18 protein-coding genes are annotated in these 17479 nt (G+C 66.1%); 8 read left to right on the plus strand and 10 right to left on the minus strand.

The features are described from left to right. The 3 genes from ACFQ36_RS05490 to ACFQ36_RS05500 form a co-directional block, all read left to right on the plus strand. The coding region (locus tag ACFQ36_RS05490) for a hypothetical protein (protein ID WP_377011427.1) at positions 1 to 234 on the plus strand (234 nt) is incomplete at its 5' end. A 224-nt stretch (positions 235 to 458) separates the two neighbouring features. Further along, positions 459 to 947, plus strand: coding sequence for a hypothetical protein (locus ACFQ36_RS05495; RefSeq protein ID WP_377011428.1), 489 nt, complete (start codon positions 459 to 461; stop codon positions 945 to 947). 62 nt (positions 948 to 1009) lie between these two features. Next, a complete protein-coding gene (locus tag ACFQ36_RS05500; protein ID WP_377011430.1) occupies positions 1010 to 1198 on the plus strand; it encodes a hypothetical protein in 189 nt (62 codons plus the stop codon). Between the two features lie 184 nt (positions 1199 to 1382). Here the strand turns inward: ACFQ36_RS05500 and ACFQ36_RS05505 are convergent, their stop codons facing one another. After that, complete coding sequence (locus tag ACFQ36_RS05505; protein ID WP_377011432.1) at positions 1383 to 2702, minus strand: SRPBCC domain-containing protein; 1320 nt, start codon at positions 2700 to 2702, stop codon at positions 1383 to 1385. Between the two features lie 27 nt (positions 2703 to 2729). After that, on the minus strand, positions 2730 to 3239 hold the full coding sequence (locus ACFQ36_RS05510; protein WP_377011434.1) for an SHOCT domain-containing protein: 510 nt from the start codon (positions 3237 to 3239) through the stop codon (positions 2730 to 2732). 246 nt (positions 3240 to 3485) lie between these two features. Here ACFQ36_RS05510 and ACFQ36_RS05515 point away from each other — a divergent pair, with 246 nt between their 5' ends. The 3 genes from ACFQ36_RS05515 to ACFQ36_RS05525 all read left to right on the plus strand — a co-directional run bounded on the left by ACFQ36_RS05515 (position 3486) and on the right by ACFQ36_RS05525 (position 6424). Next, complete coding sequence (locus tag ACFQ36_RS05515) at positions 3486 to 3776, plus strand: hypothetical protein (protein WP_377011435.1); 291 nt, start codon at positions 3486 to 3488, stop codon at positions 3774 to 3776. Positions 3777 to 4117: 341 nt separating this feature from the next. Beyond that, positions 4118 to 5221: a type I restriction endonuclease gene (locus ACFQ36_RS05520; protein ID WP_377011437.1), complete on the plus strand. Its 1104-nt coding sequence runs from the start codon at positions 4118 to 4120 to the stop codon at positions 5219 to 5221. Positions 5222 to 5668: 447 nt separating this feature from the next. Then, positions 5669 to 6424 carry a hypothetical protein gene (locus tag ACFQ36_RS05525; RefSeq protein ID WP_377011438.1) on the plus strand — a complete coding sequence of 252 codons (756 nt, stop codon included), beginning with the start codon at positions 5669 to 5671 and terminating at the stop codon, positions 6422 to 6424. Positions 6425 to 6593: 169 nt separating this feature from the next. On the opposite strand, the gene ACFQ36_RS05530 is transcribed toward ACFQ36_RS05525, so the two are convergent. Next, the gene (locus ACFQ36_RS05530; RefSeq protein ID WP_377011440.1) at positions 6594 to 8090 is read right to left on the minus strand and encodes a helix-turn-helix domain-containing protein; all 1497 of its coding nucleotides are present in this window, start codon (positions 8088 to 8090) and stop codon (positions 6594 to 6596) included. A 157-nt stretch (positions 8091 to 8247) separates the two neighbouring features. On the opposite strand from ACFQ36_RS05530, the gene aceA reads away from it, so the two are divergent. Both aceA and aceB read left to right on the plus strand, forming a co-directional pair. Beyond that, the gene (gene aceA, locus ACFQ36_RS05535; RefSeq protein WP_377011442.1) at positions 8248 to 9564 is read left to right on the plus strand and encodes an isocitrate lyase; all 1317 of its coding nucleotides are present in this window, start codon (positions 8248 to 8250) and stop codon (positions 9562 to 9564) included. A 192-nt stretch (positions 9565 to 9756) separates the two neighbouring features. Next, positions 9757 to 11397 (plus strand): malate synthase A, encoded by a 1641-nt coding sequence (gene aceB / locus ACFQ36_RS05540; protein ID WP_377011444.1) that lies wholly within the window; start codon positions 9757 to 9759, stop codon positions 11395 to 11397. Between the two features lie 166 nt (positions 11398 to 11563). Here the strand turns inward: aceB and ACFQ36_RS05545 are convergent, their stop codons facing one another. The 7 genes from ACFQ36_RS05545 to ACFQ36_RS05575 are packed head-to-tail and all read right to left on the minus strand — an operon-like array spanning position 11564 to position 17479. Then, entirely contained in the window at positions 11564 to 12043 is a 480-nt protein-coding gene (locus ACFQ36_RS05545; protein WP_377011446.1) for a MarR family winged helix-turn-helix transcriptional regulator, read from the minus strand. Positions 12044 to 12086: 43 nt separating this feature from the next. Next, a complete protein-coding gene (locus tag ACFQ36_RS05550) occupies positions 12087 to 13517 on the minus strand; it encodes an MmgE/PrpD family protein (RefSeq protein ID WP_377011448.1) in 1431 nt (476 codons plus the stop codon). Positions 13518 to 13553: 36 nt separating this feature from the next. Beyond that, a complete protein-coding gene (locus ACFQ36_RS05555; RefSeq protein WP_377011450.1) occupies positions 13554 to 14375 on the minus strand; it encodes an ABC transporter ATP-binding protein in 822 nt (273 codons plus the stop codon). Continuing rightward, on the minus strand, positions 14372 to 15178 hold the full coding sequence (locus tag ACFQ36_RS05560) for an ABC transporter permease (protein WP_377011452.1): 807 nt from the start codon (positions 15176 to 15178) through the stop codon (positions 14372 to 14374). The genes ACFQ36_RS05555 and ACFQ36_RS05560 overlap by 4 nt, the downstream gene beginning before the upstream one ends. Next, entirely contained in the window at positions 15175 to 16041 is an 867-nt protein-coding gene (locus ACFQ36_RS05565; protein WP_377011454.1) for an ABC transporter permease, read from the minus strand. Before ACFQ36_RS05565 ends, ACFQ36_RS05560 begins: the two co-directional genes overlap by 4 nt. 42 nt (positions 16042 to 16083) lie before the next feature. Further along, on the minus strand, positions 16084 to 17091 hold the full coding sequence (locus tag ACFQ36_RS05570; RefSeq protein ID WP_377011456.1) for an ABC transporter substrate-binding protein: 1008 nt from the start codon (positions 17089 to 17091) through the stop codon (positions 16084 to 16086). Between the two features lie 31 nt (positions 17092 to 17122). Next, positions 17123 to 17479 (minus strand): DUF4387 domain-containing protein, encoded by a 357-nt coding sequence (locus ACFQ36_RS05575; RefSeq protein WP_377011458.1) that lies wholly within the window; start codon positions 17477 to 17479, stop codon positions 17123 to 17125.

Consider the following 17479-nt stretch of genomic DNA (forward strand, 5'->3'; position numbering starts at 1 on the left):
TTGAGACAATACAAACCGGCCTTCGAGCCGCATGAAAACCATCAACCCCGAGAGTCAACCAAACCCGGGGCAGTCCCTTATCCGACTCATGCGGAGGTGATTCTGGCAGGAGTTGCACAGGAGCCCATCCGGCTTGAGCTCACTCAGGAGCTGCACTTCACGCATTATCAGTTCGAAAATCAGGTAGCCCGACACCTCGACGATTTCAGCACCCACCTGCGCGACCGCCAATAACTGAATCTACGAGACCTGCGAACGGGAAAGGCCCGGCCGGTGAACCCGGCCGGGCCTTTATGCTTTCTACCGCTAGAAGACTACAAGCAGCGCTGTGGTTAGCCCGCTGAACCTTTCCACTCTTGAACTTGGGTGATCTGGGGCTACCCCGCAGGGTACACATGTGTCTCTCTTGGGCGCGTAAGGGTTCTCTAGGGCAAACTTGGCTTGTGAATGACTCTGAAATGAAGAAGAAGTCCTGGATAGCGAGGAGATCAAGTCTCGAATACTGGCTGGCAGGGACCTGTCTTGTTTTCCTAGCCTTGATCATTGTCCTTCTCATCGCCCTGTCACATGATTCCGCCCCCATGGAACCTGTATGGGGCAACTGGGCAGAATGGGCTGGAGTCGTCGTCACTTCGTTCGGCTTCATTGGCGCCATCATCACCGTCCACATGCAGGGTCGCAGCGTAAGCATCCAAGAGGAACAGCACGAAGAGGGCAAGAAAGCGAAGGAAGCCGCAGCGCAGGCGGCCAAAGCAGCAATGACCCAGCGTGCCAAGGACGAGCGGGAAAAGTGGGCTCACGCTGTCGATTTCGTGACAATTGCAGAGCATGCACCGAAACTTCACGGGCAAGTCAGCCCCCAGGACGGAAAACTCACTCTGCAGTGCAGGGCAACGGTGGAAAAGGTCTCTACACCGATGTCAGGCTCATCGTGCCTCAGCCCTTAGAAGGGTTCAATATCAGAGCCGACAGACTGCAGGCGCCGGAATTCGACTCGAGAAGCACTCTGGTGTGGAAAGTTTTAGGTGTCGGTTGGTTCGACGGCGACGATGCCAAGGCACTTGAATGGCTTAGAACTCAAGCAGCCATCGAGTTCACTGATCCTGCTAAGATCCGCTGGCGCAAATACGGGCACGGGATTGTTGAAGAACTCACCCCGGAAGCCGCGGCCGCGGCCGCCTCAGAACAGCAACGATGAGTCACGGCATTATGCGGAACAGGATATGGGATTGCCAGGTCTCCCTCGGCTTCCAGCGATCAGGCTACGTACGCCGGTAACGGCGCATATGTTAGGGCCTCTTGGAGATGTTGCCTGCCGGAGAACAACCGGCAGGCAACGTTCCGACGTCATCCCCGGGAGCGACCGGATGTCGGCTCTCCCCCTACCTGCCGGTCCAGAAACGGCGAAACCGCACCAACCAGCCCTGTTGCTCGGATTCGACCCTCTGCAGTGGAACGGGTGGAGCCGTTGGCGGTGAGACGACAGGATGCGGAGTTTGCTTGGTCCGTGCCGCGTTGTCCGGTCGTTTCTCCATCTCGCTTCGATCGAGCGGTTGGGCTTGTGCAGTCTTGCCAGGGTGGGACACGTCGGGCTGAACAATTGACGGCAATGGAGACTCGACGAAGCTCCTCAGGTTGTCGAACGTATCCTTCCAATGTGCAAGCACGCGGGAGTCCCGGTACACGCTCAGGTCAGTCACCCGAATCCGCAGGGAGGAGCCCCCGCCGGATTCTGCGACGAATGCGACGCGGACCGCGACGGTCAAGTTAGACTCCTGAGCCGCGGGACCCCACTTGAAGATCAGATGCTCCCCGGGCTCGACAGCGCGGAAGGCACAAACCAGGCGATCCCTGGTTCCCGCCCGCGCGTCCAAGAGCGTGTAACGCAGGCTTCCACCGCGTTGCAGATCCAGTGAGATGCCCTCGCCCGGCGTGGATGACCCGGGAGGATGGAACCACCGGGCGAGAGCATCGCGGGAGGACCATGCCTCCCACAGCCGCCCAACGGAGCAGTCGAAGGTCATGGTCCATTCATTCGCAGCCGGCGAAGGGGACACAGCCGCCCCTGGGACGACCCCCGCCTCGTTCTGGCGAGGCGATGGCGGCGTTGGCGCGGGCGCAAGGTTCGCGGTCACGGTCGCGGGCGTCCCTGAGAACGGCGCCGAGGATCCGCGCGGTTCCCGGACACCGCCGGCACCGGACGTACCACTGTTACGAACGTCGGTGCAGGGGTGCTTCGGCCAGGGCGGTCCGAGGTCGTCGAAGTACACTTTGCTGCCGAGCTCGTTGGCATAGAAGTACACGGCCTGGCCACACACCGGGCACCGGGCGTTGCGGATACGGGAAAGCTTGGCCCAGTCGGCGGGGCGGTCCGGGCTCGGCCGGGTGAAGTCGAAGATGCTCAGGGGCGGGTTGTAGGTGGGCCTCGTGTCCGTGACACGGAACGAGGGGCGCGCCTGGGGTGCCGGAGCGCTCCACCGCGGTGAGGACGACGTTCGGTTCACCGTGTGCTCGCTCACCCAGTGCTGCTTGCCGTCTCGTCCGCGGCGCCAGTGGCCGCGCCGTCGGAATTCGGACATGATGCTTCTCGCCTCTCTGAAGTCCAGGCACGGCTCCACGGTATGTAAGCGCCGATGACGGCTTCCCGGCACTGGTTGCTCACCGGCAGCCGTCATTCGATTGCTCAGGGGTCCCGCACCCATGGGATGCGGGGCCGTTGAGGGTGCCGGCTACAGTCGGTGGAGCAGTTCCCGGCGCTTGGTCTCGAACTCCTCCTCGCTGATCAGGCCGGAGTCCCTGAGCCTGGCCAGGTCCTCCATCTGGGAGGCGGCCGTGGGGGCCGGGGCCGCCTGGACGGAGGCAGCCACCGGCCGGTTGGTGATACTGCGAACGATGACTCCGACCAGAAAGACCAGCACACCGGCGCCGATGAGTCCCCACACCCAGAACCCCTGGGCGGCTGCCTGCTCCTGGCAGACCTCCTCGGAGGATCCGAAGGCGACCATCGTGTCAAAGAGTTCTGCAGCGCTGTGCTTGCCGGAGAAGACGGTGCCGCACAGCTCCCCGACCTTCACGTTGCCCATGATGATGCCGATGGCCGCCAGGATGGGCCCGACGATCATGAGGGCCATACCGGCCGCACTTTTCCTCGGCGCCACCTCGTCCGTCTCCGGTCCCGCCGGCGGATTGCCCGGGTCTTCGGGTCCGGCAGGCTTGATGTCATCGGGCGTCTCGGTCATTACTCCCCTAGGGTTTGGTCGTGGTCGGGCCGGAAAGGACTATCGGCCCCCGGGACGAGGTCCGTTAGGCAGCCCGGAGAGGCGCAGCAGAAGAACCTGTTCGGTACCGGGACGGACTCCCCGGTGCCTTTGCGTATTCGAGGAGGCAGCCGGCGCACGTACTGGGCGCCACAAAACTCCCGGAGGCGGGACAGTCCGACTCGGCCGGTCCAGTGAGGCGTCAAGCACCTGCCACCGGGGGGAATCATGAAAAACCTGCGCTACATTCTGCTGTTGGCTGCCGCCGCCATGCCGCTGGCCATGACCGGATGCGCCGGGTCTGCTCCGGCGGCCGCGGAAGACATCGACAAGAACAAGGCCACGGCCGAATGCGGGATGATGGCCCGACTGCTGACCGAGGTCACGCCCAGCGCCGACAACTACGAGGACCTCAAGTCAATCCTCACCGACCTGTCAACGGACGCCTACGACCCGGTGAAAAAACCTGGCAGCCGCCATCATGCCCGCATTCGATGGAAGCGGCCTTGCCGCCAGTGAAGAGGAATCCAAAAAACTGATGGATGACTTCAAAGCCTTCTGCCTCAACTACACCGTCGACTGACTCAAAAACTGAAAGGCCGGGAGGGACCTCCCTTCCGGCCTTTCAGTTTGGCCTCCGGCGAGGCATTCAGGGAACCCATGACAACAAAGGTGATGGCCACTGACTGCCGCGACCACCCGTCATCAACGTGGACGGGCTCCTTACAGAGGATCGGGGTTTCACCTCGGGCACATAACCCATGAGGAACTTCTTTCGCTTCACCTGTCTTTTATGCCTCGATCCAGGGCGGACGACCGATATGGTTACGCGTATAACCACGCTTTGAATGGGGGAAACAATGGAGTTCACGGAACGACTGATGGCACTGGCCGCAAAGGTGCGCCAGCAGCGGGCCTCGATCGAAACCGAGGAGGCGACAAAGAACGCGTTCGTCATGCCGTTCATCTCGACCATCCTCGGCTATGACGTGTTCAACCCTCTGGAGGTTGTGCCGGAATTCACCGCCGACGTCGGGGTCAAGAAGGGCGAGAAGGTGGACTACGCCATCATGCACAACGGCGAGGTCCAGATCCTGATCGAGTGCAAGAAATCCAAGGAACCCGTTAGGATCGAACACGCCTCGCAGCTGTTCCGGTACTTCGCCGTCACCAACGCGCGGATCGCGATCCTGACCAACGGCGAGATCTACCAGTTCTTCACCGACCTCGATGCCCCCAACCGCATGGACGCCAAACCGTTCCTGGTCCTGGACCTGAACGATATCGACGAGACGCTGATCCCGGAGCTGCAGAAGCTGTCCAAGGACGTGTTCGACCTCGACTCGATCATCAGCGCCGCCGGGGAACTGAAGTACATCGGCCAGATCAAGCGCACCCTCGCCGCCCAGTTCCGGGAGCCCGAGGACGAGTGGGTCAAGTTCTTCACCTCCCGCGTCTACGAGGGTGCGTTCACCCAGCGGGTGCGCGAGCAGTTCACGACCCTGGTCACCAAGGCGACCAAGCAGTTCCTCAACGACCAGGTGAACGAGCGCCTGAAGACCGCCCTCGGCGGTCCGGCCTACCCGCAGAGCGACGAGACCGCCGTGGCCGCCGCCGTCACCAGCGAGCCCGTGGTGGAGAAGGATCTGGAAGAGGCCGACGGCATCGAAACCACCCTGGAGGAACTGGAGGGTTACCAGATCGTCCGCGCTATTGTCTGCAGCGAGGTCAAGCCCTCCCGGGTGGCCCAGCGCGACGCCAAGAGCTACTTCGCCGTCCTGCTCGATGACAACAACCGCAAACCCATCGCCCGCCTGCACTTCAACCGGACCCAGAAATACCTCGGCCTGTTCGACGAGAACAAGGCCGAAACCCGGGTACCCATCAACTCGCTCGAGGAGATCTTCGAGCACACCGAGGCCCTGCGGGCCACCGTGCGAAGCTATCTCGACACGGGCAACTAGTTCACCAATCCTGTCTGGCCCAGCCTGTTGTTTGACAGTTCTTCGTCGGCAGCAGGCCGGCCCGGACGGGGACAGCCCGGAGGCAGCAACCCTGAAGCCCACCACGGTAGCGACCAGAGGGGCGGCGACGACCTAGTTCGGCCAGCACCTGCTAGGCCTCCCAAGGCGACCGGGGTGAAGGACTGCTACTGGGAAGTCTCTGATGCCAGCGGCAACATCATGGCGAACAACTTCATCTCCGTGGCCCCGCAGTTCACGATCACCGTCCCGGCCCGCGCCGCCGGACCCTGACCCGACCACAAGCCGTGAAGGAGTCGGTCCGGGTTGTCGGACCGTCCTAGTACCTTTCCGGATTAGCCTTCGCCCTTGCCGTTATTAGCCTTCGAGAAGGGCGCCGCAGCCGTCGCTTCACCCACCCGCATCGCACCTTTGAGAGAAAGACCAACCATGCTGAAGAAGCTGTCCACGGCGCTTGCCGCCGCCGTCCTGTCCGCCGGGCTGGTGGCCGCCGGCGCACTCCCGGCCGGGGCAACCCCGGTCGCCGTCCCGGCCGCGAAATCCACGCCCAAGGTCACCATCAGCAAGATCAAGAACATCAGCGCCGGGGACGATTACGAAGCCACCATCAAGCCCTCGGTGAAGGCCTACGGGAACGCCAAGATCACCTCCAAGAAGCTGACCGTCAGCCAGGGTGGGAAGACCCTTGCGTACAAGGTGAAGCAGGCCAGCCTGGAGCCGGGCAAGTACACCGTCACCACCTACGCCAAGTACAAGACCTGGACCACGAAGAAGATCCGCCTCAAGGCCGGCACGAAGCAGCTGGTCTCGGACGGATCGAAGCTGGTCCGCATGAACTGCAAGGTCTCGGACGTGGAAACCCACTGGATGAACGGCTTCGAGATCGAGTTGATGTTCCTCTCCTGCACCGGCAAGTTCGACGGGGTGTACAAGGCACGGGCCGGCTACTTCCCGTACACCGACGACAACATCTACTACGGTGTTGCCGGAGAAAACCTCTGGGGCGACTCCTTCCCCTCCCAACCGCGCATCCGGCCCATCATCGGCGGCAAGTTCACCACGAACGTGTACCCGCTCGAGCGCAAGGTCTACCGGACCCTGAAAAAGGCCGAAACCATCGAGAAGCGGATCTACTCCAAGGAAAAGACGAAGACCCTGCGCCAGACCGTCACCGTCACTGAGTAGCCAGGCTCCCATCGGGAGGCGGGCACCAGCTGCCGGGCGCCCGCCTCCCCTCTTGCCCTCCCCGGTGGTAAGGGGCCGACGCTCCAACGCCGATAACAGCGCATATGTCAAGTAACGCCGCGAGGGCCACAAGGCACTAGGACCTGCAGAAGTCCCTTCGCGGGGCTGCTTACCGCCCCGCGTGCGCCTGCAAAAACGAGTACACCTCAGTCTCGTCCACTCCCGGGAATGCCCCGGGCGGCAGGGCGGCGAGCAGGTGCGTGTTCGCCCGGGCGGCGGGCCAGGCGTACCCAGCCCACTCCCCCGCCAGCGTCTCCGGCGGCCGCCGGCAGCAGGACTCATCCGGGCACCGGGACTTGGAGCGCTCGGTGGTGTCCCGGCCGCGGAACCACTTCACGTCCGTGTAGGGTACGCCAATGCTGAGCGAGTACTCGCCGGAGGAGTGCCGCTCGGTCCGGGCGGTGCACCAGAAGGTGCCCACGGCGGTGTCGGTGTATTGGTTGAAGGCCCGGAACTTGTCCGGCACGTCGAACACGGCGCGGCTGGTCCAGTACCGGCAGATGGGCTGGCCCTCGATGGCGCCGGTGTGGTCGGCGGGGAAGTTCACGCCGTCGTTCTCATAGGCCTTGTGGATGATCCCGGATTCGTGGACCTTCTGGAAGTGGCAGCGGATGCCCAGGTGGTGGGTGGCCAGGTTGGTGAACCGGTGCGCGGCGGTTTCATATGAAACCGCGAACGCGTCGCGCAGATCCTCGATGGCCAGTTCCTTGGCGGCCTTGGCCTTCTGTAGGAAGTCCACCGTGGCGTGTTCGGGCATGAGCAGGGCGGCGGCGAAGTAGTTGGTGTTCACGCGCTGGCGCAGGAATTCCATGTAGTCCGCCGGCGCCTGGTGCCCGAGCACGTAGTGTCCCACGGCCTGCAGCAGCACGGAGCGGGGGTCGTGCTCGGCGCGGTGGCCCTGGGTGAGGTAAATTCGGCGGTTCTTCAAATCGGTCACGGACCGGGTGGAATGCGGCAGGTCCCCCACGTACTGCAGGCTGAAGCCGAGGTGCTCGGCGATGTCCGCGGCCACGTGGTGGGACAGCGGGCCGCCCTTGAAGCCGACGGCGGCGAGCAGCTTCTGGGCCTCGGCCTCGATGTCCTCGTAGTGGTTGTTCCGGGCCCGCATTTCGGCGCGCAGCTCGGTGTTGGCGCGGCGGGCCTCCTCGGGGGTGGCGGCCTGCTCGTCCAGCCGGCGCTCGAGCTCGTGCTGCAGCCCCACCAGGGACTCGAGCACGTCCAGCGGCAGCCTTGAGCTGATGCGGACCTTGGGCAGTCCGAGGGACTCATACAGCGGCCCGCGCTGGGCGCGTTCGAGCTCGATCTCCAGGGCGGCGCGGCGGCTGGGCGGCTCGGCGCCGAGCAGTTCGTCGATGCTCACGCCCAGGGCCTTGGCCAGCTTCTGGATCATGCCCAGCTTGGGTTCGCGCTTGCCGTTTTCGATCAGCGAGAGCTGGCTCGGCGCGGTGCCGACCGCGGCGCTGACGTCGTCGAGCGTCTTGCCCTGCGCCTTGCGCAGGTGCCTCACGCGGCGGCCGAGGCTGATGACGTCGACGGCGTCGGCTCCGGCGTCGTCGAGCTCGGCGGCGGACGCTTTCCGGGGGCGGGTCCAGCTGGTGGAAGTCATTTCTGCAGGATACGCGAAGAAACGCGTTTCTTTCCAGCATTTTCCTCTAGATAGCCTCTTGCAACCTAAGGAATAGTCGTTTTCACGAAGAAAAACCGGGTACCAACGGAACGGCCGACGGAGGCCGGACCGGCCCGGAGAGCCAAGGAGAACAGCAATGAGCGCAACCTTTGAGCCCCGCCCGCAGACCGCTGAGGAAGCTGCCAAGGCCCTGGAGCTCGCGTGGGCTGCCGATCCCCGCTGGGAGGGCGTCACCCGCGACTACAGCGCAGCCGACGTCGTCCGCCTCCGCGGCCGCGTCCAGGAAGAGCACACCCTCGCCAAGCGCGGTTCGGAAAAGCTGTGGCAGCAGCTGACCGAGGAAGCCAAGACGGGCCAGTACACCAACGCCCTCGGCGCCCTCACCGGCAATCAGGCGGTGCAGCAGGTCAAGGCCGGCCTGCGCGCCATCTACCTCTCCGGCTGGCAGGTGGCCGCGGACGCGAACCTCTCCGGCCACACCTACCCGGACCAGTCCCTCTACCCGGCCAACTCGGTCCCGCAGGTGGTCCGCCGGATCAACAACGCGCTGCTGCGCGCGGACCAGATCGAATACTCCGAGGGCATCCAGACCGTCGAGGACTGGCTGGTGCCGATCGTGGCCGACGCCGAGGCCGGCTTCGGCGGCCCGCTGAACGCCTACGAGCTGATGAAGTCCATGATTGCCGCCGGCGCCTCCGGCGTGCACTGGGAGGACCAGCTCGCCTCCGAGAAGAAGTGCGGCCACCTCGGCGGCAAGGTGCTCATCCCGACCCAGCAGCACATCCGGACGCTGAACGCGGCCCGGCTGGCCGCCGACGTCGCCGGCACCCCGAGCGTGATCATCGCCCGGACCGACGCCGAGGCCGCCACCCTGATCACCTCGGACGTGGACGAGCGGGACCAGGAGTTCATCACCGGCGAACGCACCCCGGAGGGCTTCTACAAGGTCCGCAACGGGATCGAACCGTGCATCGCCCGGGCCAAGGCCTACGCGCCGTACTCGGACCTGATCTGGATGGAGACCGGCACCCCGGACCTTCAGCTGGCCCGCAAGTTCGCCGAGGCGGTCAAGGCCGAGTTCCCGGACCAGATGCTCTCCTACAACTGCTCCCCGTCCTTCAACTGGAAGAAGCACCTGGACGACGACACAATCGCCAAGTTCCAGCGCGAACTCGGGGCCATGGGCTTCACCTTCCAGTTCATCACCCTGGCCGGCTTCCACGCCCTGAACTACTCGATGTTCGACCTGGCCCACGGCTACGCCCGGGAAGGCATGAGCGCCTACGTCGAGCTGCAGGAGCGCGAATTCGGCGCCGAGGACCGCGGCTACACCGCCACCAAGCACCAGCGCGAAGTGGGCACCGGCTACTTCGACACCATCTCCACGGCGCTGAACCCGAATGCGTCGACCCTGGCCCTGGTGGGATCCACCGAAGAAGGCCAGTTCCACTAGTACGACGGCGCTTGTCGCCACCGCCTGCGCGGGGCGGCCACGGGCCCAACGAAACTTCCGGCTCGCAGAGCTCGCCGGAAGCATTAAAGGGCCCTTCCGGCCGCCCCGCTCCGGCTCCCTTCCCAGCTCACCTTTCGACGGCGTCGTCCTGGCGCAGCTTCGAAAGGTCACCTTGATTTTGGAGTGATTCCGATGAATGACCCGATTACTTTGAACGGTATTGAACTGACGGCGACGCCGGTGCGGCGGCAGGAGGAGATCCTGACCCCGCAGGCGCTGGAGTTCGTGGCGCAGCTGCACCGGGCCACGAGTGAGCGGCGGCGGGAGCTGCTGCAGCTGCGCGAGGAGCGGCGCCGCCGGATTGCCCGCGGCGAGGACCCGAAGTTCCTGGAGGAGACCCGCCACATCCGTGAGGACTCCTCCTGGCAGGTCGCCCCCATTGCCCCGGGGCTGGAGGACCGCCGGGTGGAGATCACCGGGCCGGTGGATAGGAAGATGACCATCAACGCGCTGAACTCCGGGGCCAAGGTCTGGCTGGCGGACATGGAGGACTCCTCCACCCCGTCCTGGGCCAACGTCATCAACGGGCAGCTGAACCTGCGCGACGCGCTGGACCGGCAGATCGACTTCACCACCGACGCCGGCAAGGAATACAAGGTCCGCGGCGAGAAGCTCACGGACCTGCCCACCATTGTGGTCCGCCCGCGCGGCTGGCACCTGCCCGAGAAGCACATGCTGATCAAGGGCGAGCCGGTGGCCGGCGGGATCGTGGACTTCGGGCTGTACTTCTTCCACAACGCCCAGCGGCTGATCTCGCAGGGCCGCGGACCGTACTTCTACCTGCCCAAGATCGAGAGCCACCTCGAGGCCCGGCTGTGGAACGACGTCTTCATCCTGGCCCAGGACCTCCTGGGCATCCCGCAGGGCACCATCCGGGCCACCGTGCTGATCGAGACCATCACCGCCGCGTTCGAGATGGAGGAGATCCTCTACGAGCTGCGCGAGCACGCCGCGGGCCTGAATGCCGGGCGCTGGGACTACATCTTCTCGGTGATCAAGAACTTCCGGAACCGCGGGCCCCGGTTCGTGCTGCCGGACCGCACCCAGGTGACCATGACCGCCCCGTTCATGCGCTCCTACACCGAGCAACTGGTCCGGGCCTGCCACCGCCGCGGCGCGCTGGCCATCGGCGGGATGGCCGCCTTCATCCCCAACCGCCGGGACCCCGAAATCAACGCCCGGGCGTTCGAGCAGGTGCGCGCGGACAAGACCCGCGAGGCCAACGACGGCTTCGACGGCTCCTGGGTGGCGCACCCGGACCTGGTGCCGGTGGCCCGCGAGGTGTTCGACGGCGTGCTGAAGGGCCGCCCGAACCAGGTGGACCGCACCCGCGAGGACGTCACCCCGGACGACAGGGAACTGCTCAACATTGCCGGCACGCAGGGTTCGATCACCGAGGCCGGCATCCGCACCAACCTGTGGGTGGGCATCCAGTACATCGAGTCCTGGCTGCGCGGCCACGGCGCCGCGGCCCTGAACAACCTGATGGAGGACGCCGCCACCGCGGAAATCTCCCGCTCGCAGATCTGGCAGTGGATCCATGTGCGCGCGGTGACCGACCACGGCGAGATCGTCTCGGACCACTGGGTGCGCGAGCTGCTCGAGGAGGAGTTCGCCAGGATGCCGCGCTTTGACGGGGACCGCTTCGACGACGCCCGCGAGATCTTCGAGGAGGTCGCCCTGGGCCAGGAGTTCCCGGCCTTCCTGACCCTCCCGGCCTACGAGCGCTTCCTGCGCGAGAAGGTCACCGAGGAGGAACTGATCGCCGCCTAGAACCTTCCACAACTTTCCGCAGGGCCGCCGGTCCACGCTTTTTCGCCACAGGCAGCCCGAAGGCCGGGCGGGCCGGCCGGCCCTGCGGAAGCACCTTCCTCATCCCGCGAAATGGGGTCCTGCTGCAGGATATGCGCAGCAGGACCCCATTTCGGTGTGAAGTGGCTTAGTCCTCGTCAAGTCCCGTGGGTGGGTTGACCACCCGGTTGAGCAGGGTCCTCAGATTCTGCACCTGGTCGGGGTCCAGGACCGCGAGATACTCGTCTTCGACCTGGCGCACGATATGTTCGGCCTTCTCGACAACATCAAGGCCTTTCTCGGTCGCGCGGATAATGTTCGAGCGCCGGTCGGCCGGGTCGGTGGTGCGCTCCACCAGCGCCCGGGACTCCAAGGCGTCGATAACGTACATGACCTGGCGGGCATCGAGCACCAGGAAGTCCGCCAGCTCGCGCTGGGACGGCCCGTCTCCGTGCTTGACTACCGAGAGCACCGAATACATCCTCAAATCAAGGTCGTAGCGGTTCAGCCGCTGGTTCGCCATCGCCGTCGCCATGCTGCGTGCCTTCGCGATGAGGAACGTGATGTCATCGGCGAGCAGCGACGGGGCCAGCTTGTTGCGCCGTTTGCCCGCCCGTGCGATCGCCATGACGGCTCCCTTCCTCATGTGTAATGCTCAAATTCGAAATTATTCAATTCTGTTCCAATAGTATCGGCTCCGGGATGCTGCGCTCCAGGAGTGCGGTAACGGGCCGCGGCTGCCTGCCCAGTTCGCCGACGTGGTCGAACAGTGCGCCGGCTCCCGCGCCGCCAAGGATCCCGGCCGCCAGTCCCGTGAACTTCTCCCGCAGCCGGGACGTCGGGAGCATGTTCTCCGGTTCTCCGAGGGGAACCCGGACATAGTGGCTGAGCACGCGTCCGTCCCGCAGGGTAATCCGGATCCGGCCCGGGAAGACCTGCGGGTACTCCGCGTCGGCCTCGGCGTCGACGACGGCGTCGATCCGGCCCATGAGCTCACGGAGACCGGCATCCTCCAGGGCATCCGGGTAGTCAGCAAACGTGATCCGTCCCCGGGTCAGCGCCAGTGCGAGGCACAGGTGCACGGAGAACTGGCAGTCCACCACGTTGCGCGGATCGCGCTTGCGCTCCTGCGGCTGGCCGGTAATCGCCACGCACCGCTCGGGCATGCCGACGAGCACGTGCTCGATGTCCCCGGCCGTGAATCCGCCCCGGTCCAGCAGTTCGAACACCGCGTCGAGCGGGGCATGGATCGCCCGGCAGCACGGGTAGGGCTTGAGTCCCACCGCCAGCGTTTCCCAGACCTCGCCGAGCCCCTGCAGTGCGTCCGCCGGCCGGGGGCTGGGCGAGTAGAGGTTGTAGAACCCGTCCCGCCCCTCCAGCGCCGCGGCCGCGCCGGTGAACCCCTTGGCGGCCAGTTCGGCCGCCAGGTAGCCGGACGCGGCGGCCGCGCCCACGTGGAAGCGCTTGGTCCAGGCCCCGTTGACCAGGAACTGGCCGGAGCCGGCGGCCAGGCTCAGGCAGGTGCCCCAGGCGTGCTCCAGCTGTGCTGGGGTCAGCCCGAGGATAGCTCCGGCGGCCGCCGCGGCGCCGAAGACGCCGGTGGTGGCGGTCAGGTGGAAGCCCCGCCGGGCGTGGGCGTCCGGATCCAGGCCGTAGGAGATCCGGGTCATCGTCTCGTAGCCGGCGATCACGCCGGTGATCAGCTGCCGCTCGTCCGCGTCCACGCTTTGCGCCGCCGCCAGGGCAGCGGCGATCACCGGGGCACCGGGGTGCAGCTGCGCGGGGGCGTGCGTGTCGTCGAAATCCAGGCTGTGCGCGGCGGCTCCGGACAGCAGCGCGGCCGCGTACGGCGAGCAGCTGCCGGCCCGGCCGGGGACCCTGGCGGTGCCTCCCAGCAGTCCCGCAGCCTCCAGCCCCGCCGCGAGGGTGAGGGTGGAATCCAGCGTCTGCGCGCCGACGATGCTGGCCAGGGTGTCCGTCACGAGCAGCACGGCCCGTTCGCGCACCGGCTCCGGGATCTGTTCCCAGCTGAGCCCGGCGGCGAATTCTGCCAGGGCGGCGGTAACGGCGGCGGCCGTCCCGGTTGGCGCGGATGTGGTCATGCCCATGCCTTTCATGGTGTGCGGGTCGGCGGGTGGTCAGCGGCGCGAAGCGGCCAGGGCGGCGTCGGCGGTGTCGGGCCGGCGGATGAGCCGGTAGACCCGCGAGCGCAGCCCGGCAAAGCGCGGGTCGGCCTTCGTCTCGATCTGGTCCCGCTCGCGGCCCAGGTCGACCGTGATCATGTCCGCCACGGTGGTGGGCTTGCCGGCCAGCACCATCACCCGGTCCGAGAGATACACGGCCTCGTCGATGTCGTGGGTGACCAGCAGGACGGTGATGTCCAGGTGCTCGCGCACCCGCAGGGTCAGGTCCTCCAGGTCCGCGCGGGTCTGGGCGTCCACGGAGGCGAAGGGCTCGTCCATCACAATGACCGCGGGACGGTAGGCCAGGGCGCGGGCGATGGCCACGCGCTGCTGCATGCCGCCGGAGAGCTGCCAGGGGTACTTCTGCTCCGAGCCGGCCAGCCCCACCTCCTCCAGGGCCTCCAGTGCGCGTTGCCGCCGCTCCTTCTTGCCCAGCCCAGCGGATTTCAGCGGCAGGGCCACGTTGTCCAGCGCGCTCAGCCACGGCATCAGCGAATGGGAGTAGTCCTGGAAGACCACCGCCATCTCCGCCGGCGGCCCGGTGATCGGGCGGCCGCGGAACCGTACCGCGCCGGTGGTGGCCGGACGCAGGCCGGAAAGGCACTGCAGCAGGGTGGTCTTGCCGGCCCCGGACGGGCCGACGATGCAGACCAGTTCGCCGGTTCCGATTTCCGCATTCAGCCCGCGCAGGATCTCCTTCTCGCCATAGGAGAAGCCCAGGTTGTCCATCCGCAGCAGCGGTGCCGGGGCCGCCTGGTTGCTGGTCGTGTCGGTCATGAGGAGGCTCCTTGGGTATGGGCAACCATGGCATGGTGCCAGTTCAGAATCCGCTTCTCAAAGCTGCGGAACAGTGCGTTGAGCAGGTAGCCGAAGACGCCCAGCACCAGCATGCCGGTCCACATGGCCACCACTTGGAAGTTTTCCTGGGCGTGCCGGATGAAGTACCCCAGGCCGCCGGGGGTGCCGAACATTTCGACGACGACCATCACCGCCACCCCGATGGCCAGGGCGGTCCGTGCCCCGGCAAACACCTGGGGCGCGGCGGCCGGCAGGTAGATGTGCCAGAAGCGGTCCAGCCGCCGCAGCTGGAATGACTCCATGACCTGCCCGAGGGTCGGATTCACCGAACGCACGCCTTCGATGGTGTTGAGCATGATCGGCCACATGGAGATGAAGGCGACCAGCACGATCTTCATGGCTTCGCCGGTGCCGAAGAACATCAGCGCGATCGGCAGCAGCGCCGCTCCGGGAATCGCCCGGAACGCGTCGGTCAGGGGCCGGAGAGCTTCCTCGGTGCGGGGCATCAGGCCCAGCAGCGTGCCCAGCAGCACGCCCGCCACCACGGCGGCGCCGAAGCCGGCCAGCAGCCGGAGCAGGCTGGGCAGCAGGTTCTCCGCCAGGCCGCCGCCGTGGAACCAGATGGCCCAGGTCTGTTCGGCGATGGTCTGCAGCGGCGGGAAGTAGTGCGAGGCGAACTGCTGGCTGAGGACCAGCGAAACTGCCACCAGCAGGACCGGCAGCCACAGGTGCCAGGCCAGGCCGGCCCCGGTCCGGGCCCAGAGCTTGCGGGTTGGTTTCATCGCTGCTTTCCTCTCATCGACGGGTGCCACCACAGCAGCTTCCGCTGCAGCACCGCCAGGACCGCATTGATCAACAGGCCCAGGAAGCAGGCGGTCAGCACCCAGGCGTACAGCGTGGCCGAGCGGTTGTAGATCTGCGCGTTCATGATTTCGCTGCCGATCCCTTTGCTGCCGCCGATCAGTTCGGCACTGACCGTGACCAGCAGGGCCGCGGTGGTGGCCAGGCGCAGGCCGGGCCAGACGAAGGCGAGGACATCCGGTGCCAGCACGTACCTGATCCTGTCCGCCACGGTCAGCCGGAAGGACCGGGCCACGCGGCCGAGCACCGGATCGGCCTGCTGGCCGGCGTAGATGGCCTGGATGACCAGCGGCCAGACCGCCGGAATGACCGCGACGACGATCACCATGGCCTGCGTCCGGCCCATCAGCAGCAGCGCCAGCGGAATGAAGGCGACCGACGGGATGGTCCGCAGGAAGTCGATGCTCCACTTGGTGCTGTCGAGGATCCTGCGGCTGCGCCCGATGGCCAGCCCGGCCGGCACGCCGATCACGATTGAGGCGGCCAGTGCCACCGCCCAGGAACCGGTGGTGGACGCCAGCGCCGCCCAGTACTTGCCCGTCAGCACCAGTTCGCCGAGCCGGCCGATGGACTCCAGCGCGCCCGGCATATCGGCTTTGGCCGCCGTGGGGGTCAGCGCAAACAGCTCCCAGAGGGCGAAGAAGCCGACGACGGCGGCCACCTGCAGCAGGCGCATCTGCCACCGGCCGCCCGGCGTGCCTGCGGCGCGGCGGTGCCGCGTCCCAGGCTGCCGAGCCACCGCGGTGGCCGGAGCCTGGGCCCGGGATTCAAGCTGTGATGTCACAGTCACTCCTTCTGCGACGGACCGGCATCCGGTACCCCGCCACTACTGGGCCCAGACCACATCGTCGAGGGACGGCATCTTGTCCTTGGCCAGGACGCCGAACTCCACCAGCCGGTCGGCCACGGGCTGGACCGCCGCCGGGGTGAAGGGCTCCTCGGCATAGTGGGGCAGCCGCACGTTCTTCACGACTTCGGCATCCAGGTCCATGTAGCCGGCGATGGTTTCCTCGGCCTTGGCGCGGTCGGCGTTAATGGCCTTGTTGGCCTCCAGGACGGCCGCCTGGAACTTCTTCGCGGTGTCGGCATTCTCCTGCAGCCACTTCAGGGAGCTGGCGTAGCCGAAGTTGGGTGCGCCCTTCATGGCGTCATCGGCATTGTCGAGGACCTTGACCCCGCCCTGCTGCAGCGCGATGGTGCCGTTGGGCTCGGCGACGGTGATGGCGTCAACCTGCCCCTGCCTCAGCGCGGACACCAACTGCGGACCGGGAACCTGGATCCATTCCACCTTGTCCATCTCCACCCCCTCGGACTTCAGTTTCTGGACGAAGTCCAGGTACGCGGTCCCGCCGATCGTGTTGGTCCCGATTTTCCTGCCCTCCAGCTGCTTCGGCGAGGACAGGCCGGAGTCCTCCAAGACCAGGAGGTTGCCGAAGCCGATGCCGTCGGCCGGAGGTTCAGTGGCCGTCACGGCCATAGGCGCCGCGATGGCCAGATCCGTCCCCTGGGAACGGGCGAGGATGGTGTTGTGCACATCGGCCTGTGAGAATTGGATCTCGCCGTTGGCCAGCAGGGCGGCGCCGTCGCTGGTGGACTTGATATCGACTACCTCGACATCCAGGCCGGCCTTTTCAAAGATCCCGGACTCGATGCCGTAGCGGACCGGCACCGAGAAGACGGAGGTCGGGGCACCGACCGTGATATGGGTGGTGCCGGCCTCGGAGGCCGTGGAGCCGCCGGAGCAGCCGGACAGGGCCACCGCGGCCGCGGCGGCGAGCGCCACCAGCCCGAGACGCGCCGGCCGTGTGAACTTTCGCTTCATCGGGATGTTCATCGCTGCAAACCTTTCACTGAAGGGAACTGGGCTAACGCAGGGCTCCGGCCGCTGCGGTCTGCTGCGGCTCGGCGTTCGGGGATGGGATTTCCAAGTCCACCAGCGGGGCAAACTGCTGCCCGCCGAAGGCATCGGTGTCCTCGGGATGCCCGTTGGGGTACTGGCGCGGGAAGCTGAACTTGATCGCGTTGGCCGGCGCGTAGTTGAACATCTCGATCAGACCCGGGTCGACGCCGAGCAGGGGCCCCACCGCGGCTGGGGTGACCGCGCCGCTGGCGACGACGTGTTCGAAGGTCTGCGCGTCCGGGAACATGATGTCCACCGTCAGGGTCCACGGGCCCGCGTTCTTGCTTCTGATCAGCTGCGCGAGCTCGCCAAGTGCTGCCAT

It is taken from the genome of Arthrobacter sp. GCM10027362, from assembly GCF_042679445.1.
In the GTDB taxonomy this organism is placed as follows: Bacteria; Actinomycetota; Actinomycetes; order Actinomycetales; family Micrococcaceae; genus Crystallibacter.